The organism is Streptomyces sp. NPDC126510, from assembly GCF_040302345.1.
Classification (GTDB): domain Bacteria; phylum Actinomycetota; class Actinomycetes; order Streptomycetales; family Streptomycetaceae; genus Streptomyces.
Genome location: NZ_JBEORR010000021.1, coordinates 1 through 16,818, shown reverse-complemented (window position 1 = coordinate 16,818; position 16,818 = coordinate 1). Strand labels below are relative to the sequence as shown.

14 protein-coding genes are annotated in these 16,818 nt (G+C 70.0%); 7 read left to right on the top strand and 7 right to left on the bottom strand.

Features of this window, described 5'->3' with window-relative positions; genetic code table 11:
* Positions 1-66: 66 nt before the first annotated feature.
* Genes ABTX60_RS27080 through ABTX60_RS27065 form a run of 4 tightly spaced genes read left to right on the top strand, consistent with a single transcriptional unit; the run spans position 67 to position 3,533 of the window.
* Positions 67-1,680 carry a transposase gene (locus tag ABTX60_RS27080; RefSeq protein WP_502992408.1) on the top strand — a complete coding sequence of 538 codons (1,614 nt, stop codon included), beginning with the start codon at positions 67-69 and terminating at the stop codon, positions 1,678-1,680.
* The gene (locus ABTX60_RS27075; RefSeq protein WP_352099619.1) at positions 1,677-2,420 is read left to right on the top strand and encodes an AAA family ATPase; all 744 of its coding nucleotides are present in this window, start codon (positions 1,677-1,679) and stop codon (positions 2,418-2,420) included. The genes ABTX60_RS27080 and ABTX60_RS27075 overlap by 4 nt, the downstream gene beginning before the upstream one ends.
* A gap of 13 nt (positions 2,421-2,433) precedes the next feature.
* Complete coding sequence (locus ABTX60_RS27070) at positions 2,434-2,706, top strand: hypothetical protein (RefSeq protein WP_352099618.1); 273 nt, start codon at positions 2,434-2,436, stop codon at positions 2,704-2,706.
* A 38-nt stretch (positions 2,707-2,744) separates the two neighbouring features.
* Positions 2,745-3,533, top strand: coding sequence for a hypothetical protein (locus ABTX60_RS27065; RefSeq protein ID WP_352099617.1), 789 nt, complete (start codon positions 2,745-2,747; stop codon positions 3,531-3,533).
* Positions 3,534-3,553: 20 nt separating this feature from the next.
* Here the strand turns inward: ABTX60_RS27065 and tpg (ABTX60_RS43270) are convergent, their stop codons facing one another.
* Positions 3,554-4,108 carry a telomere-protecting terminal protein Tpg gene (tpg, locus tag ABTX60_RS43270; RefSeq protein WP_502992404.1) on the bottom strand — a complete coding sequence of 185 codons (555 nt, stop codon included), beginning with the start codon at positions 4,106-4,108 and terminating at the stop codon, positions 3,554-3,556.
* 271 nt (positions 4,109-4,379) lie between these two features.
* Here tpg (ABTX60_RS43270) and tap point away from each other — a divergent pair, with 271 nt between their 5' ends.
* Both tap and tpg (ABTX60_RS27050) read left to right on the top strand, forming a co-directional pair.
* Positions 4,380-6,605: a telomere-associated protein Tap gene (gene tap, locus ABTX60_RS27055; RefSeq protein WP_352099615.1), complete on the top strand. Its 2,226-nt coding sequence runs from the start codon at positions 4,380-4,382 to the stop codon at positions 6,603-6,605.
* 10 nt (positions 6,606-6,615) lie between these two features.
* Positions 6,616-7,173, top strand: coding sequence for a telomere-protecting terminal protein Tpg (tpg, locus tag ABTX60_RS27050; protein WP_352099614.1), 558 nt, complete (start codon positions 6,616-6,618; stop codon positions 7,171-7,173).
* A gap of 283 nt (positions 7,174-7,456) precedes the next feature.
* On the opposite strand, the gene ABTX60_RS27045 is transcribed toward tpg (ABTX60_RS27050), so the two are convergent.
* Positions 7,457-8,167, bottom strand: coding sequence for a hypothetical protein (locus ABTX60_RS27045; protein WP_352099613.1), 711 nt, complete (start codon positions 8,165-8,167; stop codon positions 7,457-7,459).
* 231 nt (positions 8,168-8,398) lie between these two features.
* Positions 8,399-9,712 (bottom strand): AlbA family DNA-binding domain-containing protein, encoded by a 1,314-nt coding sequence (locus tag ABTX60_RS27040; protein ID WP_352099612.1) that lies wholly within the window; start codon positions 9,710-9,712, stop codon positions 8,399-8,401.
* A gap of 86 nt (positions 9,713-9,798) precedes the next feature.
* Here ABTX60_RS27040 and ABTX60_RS27035 point away from each other — a divergent pair, with 86 nt between their 5' ends.
* Entirely contained in the window at positions 9,799-10,701 is a 903-nt protein-coding gene (locus ABTX60_RS27035) for a PIN domain-containing protein (RefSeq protein ID WP_352099611.1), read from the top strand.
* A gap of 72 nt (positions 10,702-10,773) precedes the next feature.
* Here ABTX60_RS27035 and ABTX60_RS27030 read toward each other — a convergent pair whose 3' ends face one another.
* The 4 genes from ABTX60_RS27030 to ABTX60_RS27015 form a co-directional block, all read right to left on the bottom strand.
* Complete coding sequence (locus tag ABTX60_RS27030) at positions 10,774-11,016, bottom strand: hypothetical protein (RefSeq protein ID WP_352099610.1); 243 nt, start codon at positions 11,014-11,016, stop codon at positions 10,774-10,776.
* A 164-nt stretch (positions 11,017-11,180) separates the two neighbouring features.
* Entirely contained in the window at positions 11,181-12,104 is a 924-nt protein-coding gene (locus ABTX60_RS27025) for a hypothetical protein (protein WP_352099609.1), read from the bottom strand.
* Positions 12,105-12,545: 441 nt separating this feature from the next.
* On the bottom strand, positions 12,546-15,692 hold the full coding sequence (locus ABTX60_RS27020) for a DEAD/DEAH box helicase (RefSeq protein WP_352099608.1): 3,147 nt from the start codon (positions 15,690-15,692) through the stop codon (positions 12,546-12,548).
* A gap of 37 nt (positions 15,693-15,729) precedes the next feature.
* On the bottom strand, positions 15,730-16,332 hold the full coding sequence (locus tag ABTX60_RS27015; protein ID WP_352099607.1) for a hypothetical protein: 603 nt from the start codon (positions 16,330-16,332) through the stop codon (positions 15,730-15,732).
* Positions 16,333-16,818: the final 486 nt, after the last annotated feature.

Genomic DNA, 16,818 nt, shown 5'->3' with positions numbered 1-16,818 from the left:
GAAGGCGTCGTCCGTGCAGGCGGCGGACTGCCTGCGGCGTCGAGGACGGCACTGCGCGGTCCCACAGTGCGGCGGCTGCTCACCCTGCGGGCGGGCAAGGAGCTGACAGCCGGTCATGTCCGTGTGGCTGCAGACGCGCTGGGGATGTCGGAGCGCACTGTATGGCGATGGCTGGCTGCCGCTGAGAACGATGAGGCCGCAGCCGCCGACCCTGGCGCACGGTCCCGGGCCGATACGAGGTTCACGATCACGCCCGAAGTCCGAGGTCTGCTGGCGCTGTGGAAGGGGAACGTGCGGGCGGTCCACCGTGAGCTGGTCCTCCGTGCCGCTCGGCAGTCTCCGCCTGCCGACGCGCCGTCGCTGACGACGCTGCACCGCGCGATCCGCCGGGATCTGACGCCGGGGGAGCGGGCGGGGCTTGCGGGTGGGGAGCGGGCGGCGCGCAAGCATGATGTGTTCCTGGCCCGGCCGCGCTCCTGGCGCAACCGGGTGTGGGAGACCGACCACATGCAGGCTCCGGTGCTGGTCGACGTCGAGGGCAAGGCCCGCAGGCCGTGGATCACCTGGTTCACCGACTGCGCGACGAACGCGATCACCGGCGTAGCGGTCACGCCGGGGCATCCGTCGCGGGAGTCGGTGCTGGCCGCGCTGCGCTCCGCGGTCCTGCGTGAGGACCCCTACGGCCCGTTCGGCGGTCTGCCGGAGAAGGTGCGTGTGGACCGGGGCAAGGACTTCTTGTCCAGGACGGTGAGCGCTGCGTTCGATCTGTTGGACGTGACGGTGGAGGACCTGCCCGCCTACACCCCCCACCTCAAGGGCACCGTGGAGGGCCTGAACCGGGCGGCGGAGAGCATGCTCCTGGCCTCGCTGCCCGGCTACGCCCGCCAGCCGCGCCCCGGCAAACGCTCCTCCCGTCCGAAGGACGAAGTGCTGCTCGGCTTCGAGGACTTCACCACCCAGCTTCTGGCCTGGACGCTCTGGTGGAACACCGAGCACCGCCCGGCGCCGTTGCGGGGCAGGACTCCGCTTCAGGCGTGGCAGAACGATCCCACCCCGCTGCGGGACGTGCCGGCCGCGGATCTGTGGACGTTCACCCTGGCGGACGCCGGCACCGGCACGCTGACCACCCGCGGAGTCCGCTTCCGCAGACGCGACTACGTGGGCGCGTGGATGACCGGACAGGCCGGGATCCAGGTCCGTATCCGCTTCATGCCCCACCACGACCACCGCATCGAGGTCTACCACGCCGCCACCGGCCGCTACCTGGGCCCCGCGGACCTGGCCGACCAGGCCACCGACGAACAGATCAGCGCCGTACGAAGAGCGCGGGCCGCTCGCTCTTGCCGTCTGAAGAAGGACTTGGAGGCTTCCCAGCGCGAGCGCTACGCCGCCGCCACCCAGCCCGAGGCGCCCCGGCGGCTCGGCGCGCTGACCACCGCGCAGGCCGAGGCCGAACTTGCCCAGACTGCCGACACCGACCTCGCGCAGCTCGCGATGCCGGACCTCATCCCGCCCGCTGCGCCCCCGGACGACTGGCGCACCCCTGCTTCCCTGGCCGCGCTGACCACGCCAGGCCCGCCTGCCCCGCACCCGCCCGGCCGTGATGGCGCTTCCGCCCCGGACGGCCGCGACGGGCGGGCCGTACCTCCCATGACCGACGAAGACGGAGACGCCTCGTGACCGCGGCCACCTACCAGTATGTCGACCTGCCCGATGCGTCCGTGGTCACCACCCGTGCCCTGCTCACCGCCCGGGAGAACATCTTCGACACGGTCGCCGCGCGGGCCATGATGTGCATCCACGGCGGCGCCGGCTTCGGCAAGACCCTCGCCGTCAACATCTGCTTGCGTGCACTCGAACCGCACGAGGACGTCCGCAAGATCACCTTCCGTGCGCGTCCCACGGCCCGCGCGGTCCGCTACGAGCTGTTCACCGCGCTCGACCTGGCCGGTGAACCGCCGCGCCACCCCAGCGAGTTCGACCGGCTGCTGAAGATGGCCCTGGCTGAGCGCCCCCGCACGTTCCTCGTGGACGAGGCCCAGTGGCTCAACGGGGAGGCGTTCGAGTACTTCCGTTATCTGTGGGACGAACCAGCCACTCAGCTTGCGATCATCTTCGTCGGCGGGGAGGGCTGTCACACCGTGCTGCGCCGCGAACCGATGCTCTCCTCCCGCATCTTCATCTGGCAGCACTTCACCCGTCTGACCCCCAGCGAGGTCCTGGAGGCCATCCCCCTGTTCCACCCGGTCTGGGCCGACGCCGACCCCGACGACATCACCTTCGCCGACCAGCACGCCGCGCACGGCAATTTCCGCGCGTGGGCGCAGTTGACCGCCCACACCCGCACCGCCCTGGCCCGCACCGGCCGCCCCCGCGTGGACCAGGAGCTGCTGCGCTGGGCCTTTAGCCGCCTCGCCTGACCACCACGCCGCCATGCCGCCCTCCGTGCCACCGGTCGCCGTGGTCATCGACCCGGGTGACGATGCGATCCACACGCACACGGCCCTGGCCGCTCACCATCCGCCGTCGGGCCGGGCCACCCTGCACCCCGGCCCGGGTACGACCAGCGAAACCGGGCTCGCCCACGACGTTCTGGCCGCCCTGGGCAAACCGCCCCTGCTCCCGGGCCGTTTCCCCGCCGGCCGTCAGCCCGCCTGGGAAGCCGCCACCGCCTGGATCACGGGGCCCTGCCCGTCACCCGGCTGACCGTCCTGCGCGCCCACCGCCTCACCGCCCGCCGCGCGATGCGCCTGCTGGAGCTGCGAGCCCTCACCGGCATCCACCTGACCCTGGTCTGTCATCGCCCGCACCTGCCCGCCGCCTTGCACCAGGTGCTGCAGACGGCCGACTACTGCGTCACTGCCGACTTCCAGGCCGCCCGCTGCCACTACTACGGCACGACTGCTCCCGTACACCCGCCTGCCGACGAGCCCGCCCGGCCGACCGACCGGTGGCTCACCCTGCCCGCGCTGGACCGCCTCGTCTCCTACGACAGCCCCACCCCCTGCACCGCCCCGTGTACGCCGCCGCCGATCGTCTTCCGGCACCGCCCGCCACCCGCACCTCTCACCGGGCAGACAGCCCGGGAAGCCGCCCGGCGCCTGGCCGCCGCGACCGCCCATCCCCGCCTGGCCGCTGCCCTCGCCGCCGCGCTCTTCACCGGCGCCTCCCTCCAGCAGCTCGCCACCGCCCGCCCCGGCGACTACGACGACACCGCGGCCACCCTGGCCCTGCACGACCGCGCCCGCTACACCGACGGCTGCGCCTCGCACCGGGTGCCGCCGTGGGCACGCGTCTTCCTGAAAGCCGCCGTGTGCTTCGCCCGGCTCGCGCCCGGCCAGGACCAGCATCTGCTGGCCGGCCCTAACGACCGCACCCACCTGCTGCGCGTGGCCGAGGGCGCCAGGCTCCGCCCGCCCCAGCCGCCCGCCGACCAGCGCACCGGCCGTATCCAGTGGGACTGGCGCGAACGCAAGGAAGCACAGCACTACGACACGATGCTGACACGGCACCAGATCCCGCCCTCGCGCTGAGCCCGAACCCTGGTGCACGGTCAGCCGACGGAGAAATCGGCGAACTCCACATCGGTGAAGGCGATCCCGAGACCGTGGGCACGCAGGCCTCCGTCCCGGAAGTAGGCATGCCCCAGCGCTCGGGCGAGGATCACCATCTGCTGCTGCTCGCCCCCGCCGGCGTCCCGGGCGGCGAACAACTCGCGGGCCACTTCTCCCGACAGGTACTGGGTGATCAGCCGTACCCGCGGATCGTCCGACGATCCTGCCGGAGCCCCGAATCCGAACCGCGCCCTGGTGTGGAGCACAAAGCCGTCGGCCTCGGCCCGGGCCCGCAGACGGGCCCGCACCCGGGGCTGCCACCGTGCCCTGACGGCCTCATCTATCAACCCCGCATGCACAGCACTGGGACGGCGGCGCATTCCCGGACGAGTGGTGACCCACCTCTGCACCGTGCGCTGGGAGATCCCCAGGAGGGCAGCCACGTTCTTCGTGGAGCCCTTCTCCGTCTTGAGCAAGAAACGTACAGCGGCGTCACTCGTAGGCACGGGTCGGGTCAGCAGCGCTCGCTCGAGCCCCCTGACGATCTCACCCATGCCCGCCCCCGAGCGTTCTGCCGCTGCGATGGCTGGTGCACGGCGGCCGTCTGCTCTCCAAGATCTCTCACACCAAGCCGCTCCCCGTGGCCAGTTCAGGCAAAGCCAAGACACCACCGCAAACCCTCGGCTAAGGAGCCTGAAGCAGCCGAAGCCCGAGGGCGTCCCTCCCCCGGGCAACCGTGCCACCAACCGCCGCTTACGGGATCCGTACGCGTTTGGTACGCGAAATGTGCGCTTCGCGCTAGGGTTGCGGGAGTGGAGGTGCTGCATGTCCGAGCTGTTCGAAGCGGTCGACGCGCTCATCGCGTCCCGCTCCCCGTTGCCGCCCCCAGCGGAACGCAAGCGGCTGCGCCAGGCGCACGGGCTGACGCTGGACGAGGTGGCCGCCGCGCTGCAGGTGCGGCGTGCGACGGTCAGCGGCTGGGAGGCCGGCAAGACCGAGCCGCGGCCGCCGGAGCGCGACGCATACGCCCGCATGCTCAAACAGCTCGCCCAGCTCTACCCCGCCAACGCTCCGGTGCCCCCTGAGGACACGGCGATCCCCGAGGCGCCCGCCGTTGCGGCTGCTCCTGCGCCATCGGCAGTTGAACCGGCCCAAGCCCGCACCGCACCCACAGGCCCGGCTGCGGAGCCCGCGAATACCGCGCTCCGCCCCGCTGCCCCTGCCGCTGTACCGCGTCCGGCGACCACGAACCGGCCGACATCGCGCGGTCCGGCCGCGAAGAAGGCCGCCCCCGCAGGCACCCCAGCCGGCAGCGCCGATCCGCGTTTCGAGAACGGTCCGCTTGCGGTCGTCGACGTCGACACAGATGGTCAGGTGCTGGCGTACTGCATCGGCGGCCTGGTCCTGGACGTGCCCGCCAAGTCGCTTCCTGCGCTGGTGGAGTGGACGCTGCGCGAAGGGAGGCTCGGTCAGCCGAAGTTGTCCGGGCCGGGCAAGGACGCCGACCCGCTGATCGTGCTGACCGGGGCCGCGTGCGAGCACTACGGCTTGCCCGTCACGCTCACCAAGGACGAGCGCCTAGCCGGCCGGCTGCCGGAGGGCCACAAGGTCATCAAGCAGCTGACGCGCTCCCACTGGCAACTGACGAAGCGGGGGTTGGGGCCGTGGGCGAGGATCTACCGCCCCGCGCAGGGCGCGGAGCGTTCCTGCGTGCAGTTGTGCATTCCGTCGTGGGACGCGCTCGACACCCGGCACTGGGCCGACGCGGGGCAGCTTCCGCCGGCGGACCTCGCGCGGCTCCTGGGCACCTACGCGGCCCGGGTGATGACGCCGCGCGGATCGACCGCGGTGACCGGTCTGGAGCTGATGACCGCTCTGCACCCGCCGACCCGCGCCTCCGAGCCCGACGCCGACGGCCGACGGCATTCCGAGCACAACCCCAGTTCCCTGGGCAAGGATCCGGTGGACTGCGCGCCGTGCGAGGCTCCCGACGGGCACCCGGTCCTGGCGGACCTGCCGCGCTTCCATCACCGCACCCCGGCGGAGGTCCTGGTGGAGGAGGCGTACGACTGGGCGCGCCCGCTCACCGACGCCGAATGCCTTCGCCCCCACCTGGTGGGCATCGACGTGAACATGGCCTTCGCCGCCGGAGCGAACGGTCTCACGGTTGGCCTGGGTGCGCCGACGCACGTCAAGAACCCCGTCTTCGACGCGAAACTGCCTGGCTCCTGGTTGGTCGACCTCTCCCATGTCGACCTATCCCGCGTGAAAGTGGCCAAGGACAAGTGGGCGGAGCTGGACGGGGAGCTGCTACCCAGTCCGTTCACGCCGAAAGGCGAGCGCCCGACGGGGCCGGCCTGGTACGCCACGCCGACGGTGGCGTACGCGGTGGAGCTCGGCTACGACGTGCGCCCAATCGAGGCGTACGTCCGCCACGACAACGGCCGCTACCTGGACGCCTGGTACAACCGACTGCGCTACGCCTACCTCGGCACGATGGCCGACCTTGGGGTGCACGCGGACATGCCGCCGGCCGACTTCCTCGCGGCGATGGACGGCTACCGGCAGCGTGACCCCGAGCTGGCGATCGTGGTGTCCGCGATCAAGGCGACCGTGAAGGGTGGCATCGGCAAGCTGCGTGAGCGCCCGCGTGGGGAGGGCTGGAAGCCCGGGCAGCCGTGGCGCGCCCTGTCCCGCCCGACGTGGCGGCCGGACATCCGCGCGGCGGTCATCTCCCGGACCCGGATCAACATGCATCGCAAGATCGTCAAGCACGCCGCCTTCACCGGTCAGTATCCGGTGGCCGTCCTCTCGGACTGCGCCGTCTACGCGTCCGACGGGCCGTCGCCGCTGGACTTCCTGCCCTACCGGGACGGCAAGCCGCTGCCGGGCGGCTTCAAGCTCGGCATCAACCCCGGGCTGGTCAAGCACGAGGGCACCCAGAGCGTGCTGTGGGGCGAAGGCGTGCGCGAGCAGTTCAACGCCCCGGAGCTCAACCTCGCCCGGTACATCAAGGACGGCACCGTCACCGACCAGGACACCGGGGAGTAGGTAGACCGCGATGAGCATGTTCGGCAACGGCCTGGACGCCGCGGTGCAGAAGGCGTTCACCCGCCCGGCACCCAAGACTGCGGGCGCGCAGATGCGCTACCTGGTCAAGCAGCTCAAGGGCACCAAGGCGGTCGCCCAGATGCTGCGCATCTCCCAGCGCACCGTCGAACGGTACGTGAAGGACCAGATCAAAAAGCCCCGACCGGACCTTGCCGCGCGCTTGGAGCGTGAGGTGATGAAGCGGTGGCAGCCGCAGATTCGTGCCAAGGCGCGGCAGAGGGCGGCGACCACGGGCGGCATCGTCATCGACACCCGCGCACGGATCGGCTACACCGCGCCGATCGGGACGACGGACGAGGACCGGCTGCGGCACCTGACGGTCGCGCTGCCGCCGCAGTACGCCGCCCGCCTCTTCGATGCCCAGGATCAGGGCGCCGGCGACCGGCAGCTCCAGCAGATCGCCGCTGAAGCGCTCAAGGAGGTGTACTTCCAGGACGGCGGCCGCCGCGCCGGCCAGCTGGAGGAGGTCCGCTTCACGGACATCGAGCACCTTGAGTTTGATCTCTGACCTGGCCCGGCGATGAACGCCCCGACACACCGACCTGCCTCGCGTGTACACGCTCACGGTGAACACAGATCGCCTTGCCAGGGCGGTGGAGACGATGGAGTTACCGTCGACTTGGAGGCCCGGCCCACAAACCAGTTGGGGGTGAAGCTCGCGGGAATCAAGCGGGCGGTGCGCGGCGTCACTATAGGTGGCGCTGCGCAGTCACCGACCGGAGTGCTCTCCCCACGGATGGGGCGGCAGCTGCCGAGTCCCGCTGGCGAAGAGTGAGATCGGGCCTGCTGGCCTATAGATGAGAGATGTGCAGCCCGAGTTTGAGAGGCGGCAGCGTTTCCCAGGTCGGCGCAGGGACCGCAAGGTGCTTCGCCGCTTCGGCTGCCGTGAGCCGAACGACGGAGCTGAAGAAGCCGAGGCAGTCGATCGCGTCGGTGAGCCTCAGAGCGGGCGCGGCCTTAGCCCGGGCCGAGGACTTGGGATCACGTACGGCTGTCAGGACCGGCAGCGAATGGATCGTCGTGTGGCCGTGAGCGATGTCATGCCGAACTCGGAGCCACTGCTTGATCACCTCATCCACATGCTTGGGCTGCACGGTCACTGACTGGTTTCCTCGACCTCCGGCCTGGACCCAGGTCCAACTGGGGCGCGGGTCGAAGCCGACACGCTTGAGCAAGGCCCGCGACTTTTCCGCGTCAGGCGTGGAGAACTTTTCCAGTGCTGAATTGAAGTCTCGCTGCCACTGGTCCATGGCATCCGTCAGGAGCCGCGCCCCCGCTACTTTGCCCAGTTCAACCAGGGCCTCGTCGCGCAGGGCCTGAGCAACGTCCTGTACAAAGGCCTGCCAGGCCGCGACGGTAAGGACGATCGTCCCGCGGTTGATTGAGGTCTCGGTCGTCCTGCGCCCGACACCACCGTTACCCGCCGATCGGTGGACCAGTATCAAGTTCTCACAGTGCTCGATGGCACGTACGTAGTTGTCGACCGCATCCTGAATGTTCAACCGGCACCTCAGCGTTGGCGAGAGTGGAAGTGACAGGATTGTCGCCCAGGCTCAGCGAGTCGACTCGATCTACTGGAAGCGCACTGCTCCGTCGGAGCTGCAGGCCTTGGGCAAGCTACCTCGTCGACGCCCTGACTCTGCGGCGCGCGATTGATTGCTCTTTCCTCGGCGACGCCGGACGAGAGACACCAGGGAAGATAGGCCTTGGGGACCAGGTGCTGGAGGCTGCTACTACGCCTGCAGCCTCGCCGTGACCACACGGTCGGCATCGACGAGGGGGTTGTCGCCGACATCGAGGCCGAAGAGCGGGTAGATGCGGCTCAGTGCCTCGTATGCGTCGCGTTCCGGGTCGCCCAGGGCCTGCCAGCTGTGGTTCCAGCTGCCGCTCGTGGCGGGCTGCGGATCGCCCCGGAGGGGGAAGGACGGGTCGTCGCCGGGAGCCAGCGTTCGGGCCGGTGGGCGAGCGAAGTCCGAGGCGACGATCCGGTGCGTCCACGTGCTGTCGATAAGGGGAAGGACGTGCTGGTCGACCAGGCGGAAGTACTCCAGCGTGATCTCGGTCAGTACGAACACGCTGATCCTGCGGGGTTCGATGACGGATGAGGACTCCATTGCCCAGCCCAGCATGTCCGCGTTCGCGGCCGCGGCCCCGGTGACCGCGCCGTCCGACTCGATCAGCAGCCCACGGCGGGAAGCATCGGCCAGCAGGAGACCGCCCTCGTGTGGTTCCGGCCGGTTGTGCACCGAAGCCCAGTTGAAGGCATAGGCGTCGCGGAGCGTGCCCTGGTTGCCCAGGATGTCTCGGAGGCCGCCGTCGGCGTACATGTTGGGGATGAGTCCGCGTGGATGGTCGGGGATGGTCTGGAAGAAGAGCACCGGCGTCTCCTCCACGCCCACGGCGGCACGCAGGGCCTCCCGGCTTCTCAACCGGTCCGCGACGGGCGTGGGCGCGACGGCGGGCCCGCGCCGCGTGCGCAGGCCATCGTTCATAAGGCGGTACGCCTCATCCGGCGGGAGGAAGGCGGTGGTGTCGCCGTTGCGGATCGGGATCGTCCAGCTGTTCTTGATGAACTGGCCATTGTCGGTGATGCCCCGGGTGACCATTGCCCACCGGTCGGCCTCGGGTAGCGCCGGTACCTCGATCACGAAGTAGTGCCCGGACACGTCGGGATCGCCCTCCGGGTGGTCGTACCAGAAGAACTTCACCCTGAGCAGCGGGCGTACGTACTCCGCGATGACGCTCTTGTAGCTCGCGTCGTCGACCAGTTCCTTGCCGAAGGGCGTCAGCCTCTCCGCGACCTCGTGGAGCTCGTTCTGCCTTTTCTTCGCCTTGAAGCCGCACACGATCAGACCGCCCGTGCCGTTCGTGAACGCGGCGACGTCCTTGCAGAGCTCGAACTTGCCCCTGTCGGTGCTCAGGTCGTACGGCCCCTTGGGCGAGACGCTCTTGAAGTCGACCCACTCGCTCTCCGGCGTGCCCAGGACCTCGTGCGGCTGCTGCCCGGCGAGAAAGGACACGAGCTGGACCATGCTGTCGGCGGCCATGCCGCCGGAGCCTACGCGTACGAGCGCATCGCCCGCACCGGTAACACGGCACGTCAACCGACGACATCTCTTGCACCGTCAGAGGCGTGGGGCATCATCAGCGGATGGCATCGACGCAAGCCCCGCCGACATACCTGGACCGCCTGTCCGAGGACCTGGACCTGATCGAGGCGGACTTCCTGGCGATCCTCGCGGAGTCACAGATCCGGAACATTGATCCGAACCGTCGGTCCGACGGCATCGTGCACTTCGGTGCCGCCAAGTGGGGCTGGGTGCCCAGCAACCCTGAACTCGAGGCGAGAAGGATGGAACTGCTGGGGCGTGTACAGGACTGGGAACCGCTGTTCCGGTTGCTGTTCCCGAACCCGACCCCGGAGGTCACCAAGCGCCTCGACGGGAGCCTTGGCCTGCTGCAGCGTTGGCTCGAGCGCCCCCGGGACAAGACCGTGCCGGCCACCATCGACAAGGCCATCGACAAGGTCAAGGCGGCCGTGGCCATGCTCCGGAAGCTGGGCGAGCTCCTGCCCTCCGACGACTGGCCGGTGCGCGTCACAGTCGACACGAACATGCTGCTCGATGACCCCGATGTGGCGATCTACACGTCCGTGCTCGGCAATCGGTACATGGTCCATCTGTTCCCAGTGGTCCTGCGGGAGCTGGACGACAAGAAGCTCGCCAGCCGCACCCCGGACCTCCGGGAAGCCGCGAAGAAAGCGGACCGTCGTCTGAAGGGGTTGCGGACCAACGGGAACGTGCTACGTGGCGTACGGGTGGCGGGCGACGTGCACGCCATCTTCGAGCACATCGAACCCAAGGGCGACGGCCTGCCGAACTGGCTCGACCTCGATGTGCCGGACGACCGCTTCGTGGCCTCCACTCTGCTGCTGCAGTCGCGGCACCCAGGTTCGGCGATCTATGTGGCCACGAGGGACATCAATCTTCAGACGAAGCTCGCCGCCGTCGGATTGCCGTTCTTCGAGGCCCCTTGATCGAAATGAATGGCCCCGGTCCTGGGGACCGAGGCCACCACGGTGGTGAACTCCGCGATCAGCTGCGCTGGGTCAGCGCTGCTGGATCCACCAGATGATCCACCCGGTTCCGCTCGCGCCCACGGCACCGGCAGCGCCGCGGAGGACGCCGTAGCCCGCTGTGCGGGCGAGGGCGCGCAGGCGACGGCGGCGACCGCCGTCCAGCAACAGCCGCAGCTGGGCCCGGATCCCGGACCAGACGTGGCATAGCTTGCCGTTGCCCTGGGGATGCCGGGTCGACGCCGGCCGACCGGTGCCCTTAGGCTCGTTGAACATGCTGATGGTGCCTCCTTGGGGAGTAACTGTCGGTTTCTTCACTGGGCGGCTCCCTGCTCCAACAGGGGGCCGTCGCCCGTTTGCGGGGACGGCGGCCTGCGCCGCACCCGGCCCGTGTGCGGGGCCGGGAGTCACGGGGCCGGGACATAGCGTCCCGGCGGTGCTCATCGCGGGGCCAAGGCCTCAGAGAGCACGGGGACGCCGGAGGCGATCCGCAGCGCGGTGGCGGCGGCTCCCGCCGGGGTCCAGGCGGCGGTCGCTGCGTCCCGGTCCGTCTTGTTGATGTTCAGGTCGAACGGCGCGGCGAGCGCCCAGCGCACACCCGTGCTCTGGCCGAAGATGGAGGAGCCGTCCAGGTACTGCTCGGTGAGGAACTCGTACAGCAGCCCCTTCGCCTTCAGCTCCGTGATGCCGCGGCCGACGGTCGCCGGGGAGATCCCGTACCAGGACGCGAACTGCTTGTCCTTGTACAGGGCGAAGGACCGGCTGCGCTGGCTCATGAAGATGAGCAGCATTGCCTTCGCCGGCATCGTCAGCGACTTGTAGTAGTCCTGCTCCCAGTACTCGAACGGCACCTTGAAATAGATGTCCTTGCGGGAGCCCTCCCAGTTGCCTGACGGCAGCGTGTAGGGGTCTCCGGAGCCGTCCTCGTGCAGCTTGGTGATGCGGGTCATCCGGCCGTCCGGCGCCGTGCTGATCAGTTTCAGCTTCCGCAGCTTGGCCAGGTGCCGGGAGACCGCGGCGCTCGCCTTTCCGTCGGTGGCGAACGAGATCCCTGCGGCGCGACCCCATGTCTCGGACCGGCGAGTCACGCCCCAGTCGCCGTCGAGGCGACCGCGCGGGAGTGGGCCCCGTGCGGCGACGCAGTGGACCAGGAGGAAGAGCTCCAGCCGCTCGGGGCTGCGCAGCAGGTGACGGAGGGGGCCGGGCTTCGTGACCAGGCGGGGGCCGGGGATAGTGTCCTGGACGAACGCACGCCGGATGGGGACGGCACGACTGGTGCGCTTGGACTCGTCCAGCAGCATTCGTATCGTGTCGCCCTGGCTCACGGCCTTGTCCCGCTTGAGCACGGTCAGTTCGGTGTTCACAGGCCCAACTATGCGCTCCAGCGTGGGCGGTTCGGGTGCTTTTACGGGAGCGCGCACCCGGCCGGACGCCCGCTCAGCTCGGCTAGTCGGAAAACATGTAAAAACTGATGACCCCGATAGGAAACCTTTATCCATCAAAGGCCGCAGGCTGGAACGTGTTTGGGGCCTGTAACTCTTGTGTGTTCAGATTGCGATCTATGGCAGCTTGGACGCCAAGAGTTGACAATCTCAACTAATGACTCCGTGCTTGGCAGGAGACGGCCCGCGTGGGTCCTGGCGGACCGGGACACGCCCGCCCGCCGGTGCCGCTGTCCGCATGTCGTCTCCACCTGAGCGACACGCCCCGGGCGGCCGCGACGGGGTCCGTCGACTGCGCCGACAGCACGAGACCCCGGGCCTCGACAGGCCCGGGGTCCGGTGGGGGAGCGTGTAGAAGTCGTCTCAGTAGGAGTCCTCCCGTCCGGAGGGCGGCCCGTACTGCTCGATGAGGTCGCAGGTGCAGGCGCCGCCCTCGTACAGCACCGTGTCGCACTCGTCATGGTGGTGCCGTACCTGCGGCCGCTTCGGCGGGGCGGGAGGCTGGTCAGCCCCGGACCGGGCGGCGGCCCTGAGTTCGTTGTCCACGACGGCGGCGGCGATTTCTTCCTTGCGCCACTTCTCGGGGGAGTTGTGGTTCACCAGGCCGCCCGCGTAGGCCATGCGCAGTAGTTCGGCCTTGGTGTGCTTCCGAATCAGTTCCGTGGTGCGCTGCATGCGCGCCCGGCCGCGGGCCGCTTCGGCTTCGCGTTCTTCGGCCGTCAACGTGTCGGTGTGGGGGACGTGGCGCGCTTGCGCCGGCACCTCCGGTGGCGTGGGCTGCGCCGGGCCGTTGTCCGCCGGGGCCGGGGCGGTCTGCTTCGGTGGTGCGCCCGCCCAGTCGACACCGAGTTCGGCGAGGGCGGCGAGCTGTTCGGCGCTGAGCTTGTCCCGCCTCGATTTGGTGTTGGAGACCCACACGCCCAGCGTCACGACCACAGGCTCCGCCTCGCCGTCGACCGTGATCTCTTCGCTGTGGCCCCTTGGCACCGGCCGGTCCGCGCCTTCCCGTTCCACCCATTGCGTGAGGGCCGTCAGGCCCCGCTGGAACGCCTGCTGCGCCTTGCCCTGCCCCTTCGTCGCACCCTTGGCGGCCGGGGCGGCAGACGGCGCCTCAGCGGGCTTGACGCCCAGCTGGGACAGTCGCTCCTGCTGCTCTGCGGACAGCTGCGCCCAGGTGCCCGGCTGGGGCTGCCGCTCCAGCCACCGCCCGATGTCGTCGCCGTCCATCAGCACGCCGGGTGCGATGTCGGGCAGCTGACCGTCGGCGTCGACCAGGTCGGCGAGCACCCGGTAGTGGCGTTGCCAGTCGAGTGGCCATGGGCAGTTCCAGTCCGGGTCGATCTCCGTGAGCTGCGCTGCGCGCATGGCGGCCCGTTCCGGGTTTTTGCCTAGGCCGTTCTTCGCGCCTTTGCGGCGGAGGTTGGCCATGTGTTGCCCGATCGGCACCAGGCCCTCGGCTTCGCTCTCGCCCCATACCGCGTCCTGTCGTGGTGCGAGGTGCCCGGTGGCCCGTCGGTAGGACCGGAGCGCGGCGAGCTTGGCCTCCCACGCTTCCTCACCGGGCTCCCAGACCATCCCGGCTTCCGGCGCGTCCAGGAGGATTTTGCGCCGGTCCTCCAGCTCCCCGGCCCGCAGTGCCTTGCGCTGCTGGTGCACCCACCGCCCGAGGGGGAAGTCCTTGGTGACGCCGACCTGGACCTCGACGTCATACGGGACGGCGTGGACGCCGGTGATCTTGTTCTCTTTCCGCCAGCGGATCAGGGCTTGGTAGCCCTCGAGCCACACCAGCGACTCCGGCCGGTAGACCCGGGTGCGCAGGAACGCGGCGATCGTCGCCGCGTCGCGGGGAGAGGAGAAGTGCAGCAGGGCGGACTCGGCAGCGGCGTCGGTGTCGTCCTGCTCCTGGTCCTCGCCCTCGCCATCTCCGCTGGCCCCGACGATTCGCCCGTCCTCAGCGCGCTGGAGGTGGACCTTGCGCTTGCCGCTGGTGAGCGCGCGGGAGGCGAGCTGCTCGACCAGGCGCTCATCGTGGCTGCGCAGGCCCTGGAGCACCGCCACGAGCGGCTTGAAGCTCGCGGAGGCGACCATGTCCGTCGGGTCCTCACCGGGCTCCAGGAACACCGGCACGATGATCCTGGCCACCTTCGTGCTGCCGTCCTTGTTGAGCCTCAGCGCGCGCCCGATGTTCTGCACGATCTCCACCTGGGAGCCGCGGGTGTCCGCGAAGCACACCGCCTCGACTCCCCGCTCGCCGGTGATGTCCACGCCTTCCCCGAGCACGCGAACGCTGGCGAGGAACGCGCGGTGGACCCGGCGCCCGGCGGCGTCGATGCCGTTGGCGAACTGCCTGATGACCTCGCGCCGCTCGGTCACGAGGTGGTCGCCGCACAGCCACGCCGCCCACACCCGGTCCGGCGGGACGTGGCGGCCGGCCTCCAGCTCGTAGAACTCCCCGTCGATTGACGACGCGGGCAGCTCGCCCGCGGCCGCCAGGTCCGCGTCCGAGGCATCGCGCGCATACAGCTCGGCAGCCGTCTCCGGGAGCTTCTCCGCGAACGCGGCGGCCTCCTCCACCTTCTGGTGGAACGTCATGACGGTCTTGAGGTTCCACTTCGCCGCGTGCTCCAGGAGCGCGGTCTGCAGCAGCGCCAGACGCCGGCCGCGCCGGGCTTCCTCGGACTCCCCGATGACGGGGGAGGGGTCTCGGATTTCCAGGACGTCGATCTCGAACCCGGCGAGGATCTCGCGCTCGATCGCCTCCGAGAGCCCGAGCTCGGCGAGCCACGCGCCGTAGGTGCCCTCCGGGTCGTCGGCCATGGTCGCGATCTCCGCCTCCTGGCCCTCCGCGCCCTTCTGCGGGCGGGGCGCGGCGAGGAGGCGCGGGGTAGCGGTCAGGTAGAGCCGGAAGTCCGCGGGGATCCGCTGGTTGTCGTGGATCGCCGCCCACGGCCTCCCAAGATCACCGGCGGTTCCGTGCGCCTCATCCACGATCGCGAGGTCGAAGCCCGCCATGCGCTGGCCGTACAGCCGCTCTCCGCCCGCCAGAGCGGCCTCCAGCGGCCCGCGAACCTTCCGCTGCCCCTCGGGTGCGTCGATGTCCTCGCGGTCCACCAGGGAGGCGTACGTAGCGAACACGACCACCGGCCCGGACCCGGCCCACAGGGCGAGCTGGATCGGGTTGGTGGTGGTCCGCACCCCCAGCTCCTTCAGCACCGGGTCGTTCTCCAGCGAGCACACCGCGACCATCGGGGCCCGGTGGCCCACCAGGCGCCACGCCTGGGCTGTCTGCGCGAGCAGGTCCAGGGTGGGCACGGTCACGAGGATCCGGCCGTCCGCGAACGACTCCAGCGCGCACGCGGCGGCCGTGATCGTCTTGCCCGAACCGGTGGCTGACACGATCGTGCCCCGGGCACCCTGCGGGGGCACAGATGACCTTGCAGGGAATCCCACCCACTTGCGAAACGCGGATCGCTGATCTACCTGGTGTTCCTTGAGCTGAATCGCCGACATTTCCATGGCTCCCCGAGCGGTCAATTCCTGTGGTCTTTCAGAGGGCCGCATGCGGAATGCAGGCCGCGCCCAAGTCGTTCCAGATCGACGCATCCGCCTTGTGCCAGCCGCCCGGCTTTCCGTCCTTGAAGGGCGGCTTATCGTCCGGGTCGTAGTGCCCGGCATCGAGCGTGCAGACAATGACGTCTCCGTCCGCGTTCCGCGTCCGGGCCGTGCACAGACCGTCGGCCTCGCCCAGCGCCTCCAGCACCCGACGCCGCGCCGTGGTGTGCGGGTGCGTGCGCGGCAGCACGTTCTCCCGGACGAACCTCTCCAGCCGCACCAGGTCGGCCCGCTCACGCTGTCTCATGTCCGCGATGTGTACGGCCAGTTCAGCGGCCCCGGCCGACCGACCGCCACGCCGCGACCACTCCCGGTCCGCCATGCCCACCAAGGCCTCGCTCACGGCCGTCACGCCGTCATCCCAGCCGTCCGAGAACAGCGGGCCCCGAGAGGCCGGCGCCATGCCGCCCAGCTCCACCACCTGGCACTGCGCCCCCGCGACCGCCCCGGCCTCCAACGCGGCCACCAGGTCGTCCGCCTCGCTGGTGGGCACGCCCTGCGTCTCCAGGAGCGCGAACACCTTCAACCGGGCGTTCACGCCCGCAGTCTGGTACTGCGTCACCCGGCGCACGGAATCGGGTCCGGTAGATTCATGGTGACCGGTCATCTGCAGTCGTTCCTCTCGGATTCCGGGGAGTTTCCCGGGTGGTTGGGGGATGTCTCGTGTTTCGCCAACAGTACATGCTGCATCAACCTGACGCACGCGGTACACTGGAACCCACACGAACGAGCGACCCCCACCCTTCGCAGTCAGCACGGCCCGCGCTAGCGGGCTCAACGGTTCTGGAGGCGCAGCCGGAAGGACGTCAGGCGGGGGAGCGCAGCGGACCCGCCCTTCAGGCCGGAGTGCAACGGAGGCTTGATGGTGCGGCAAGGCCGCGCCGGTCCGGGAGCGCAGCGGACGGACCGTCACCGAGCCTGCGCAGCAGGCTCGGTGTGCGGGTGGCGCAGCCACCCGCCGGGGGGGCCCCGGGGGGGGGGGCGGGCACCCCCCGGCCGGGGGGGGGGGGGGGGGGCCCAGGGC

Excerpts from the sequence above, each read along its gene's own strand:
- ABTX60_RS27020 (WP_352099608.1), bottom strand. The coding sequence starts at position 15,692 with ATGTCGGCGATTCAGCTCAAGGAACACCAGGTAGATCAGCGATCCGCG.
- tpg (WP_502992404.1), bottom strand. The coding sequence starts at position 4,108 with ATGGGTGAGATCGTCAGGGGGCTCGAGCGAGCGCTGCTGACCCGACCC.
- tpg (WP_352099614.1), top strand. The coding sequence starts at position 6,616 with ATGAGCATGTTCGGCAACGGCCTGGACGCCGCGGTGCAGAAGGCGTTC.
- ABTX60_RS27030 (WP_352099610.1), bottom strand. The coding sequence starts at position 11,016 with ATGTTCAACGAGCCTAAGGGCACCGGTCGGCCGGCGTCGACCCGGCAT.
- tap (WP_352099615.1), top strand. The coding sequence starts at position 4,380 with ATGTCCGAGCTGTTCGAAGCGGTCGACGCGCTCATCGCGTCCCGCTCC.
- ABTX60_RS27070 (WP_352099618.1), top strand. The coding sequence starts at position 2,434 with ATGCCGCCCTCCGTGCCACCGGTCGCCGTGGTCATCGACCCGGGTGAC.
- ABTX60_RS27065 (WP_352099617.1), top strand. The coding sequence starts at position 2,745 with ATGCGCCTGCTGGAGCTGCGAGCCCTCACCGGCATCCACCTGACCCTG.
- ABTX60_RS27040 (WP_352099612.1), bottom strand. The coding sequence starts at position 9,712 with ATGGCCGCCGACAGCATGGTCCAGCTCGTGTCCTTTCTCGCCGGGCAG.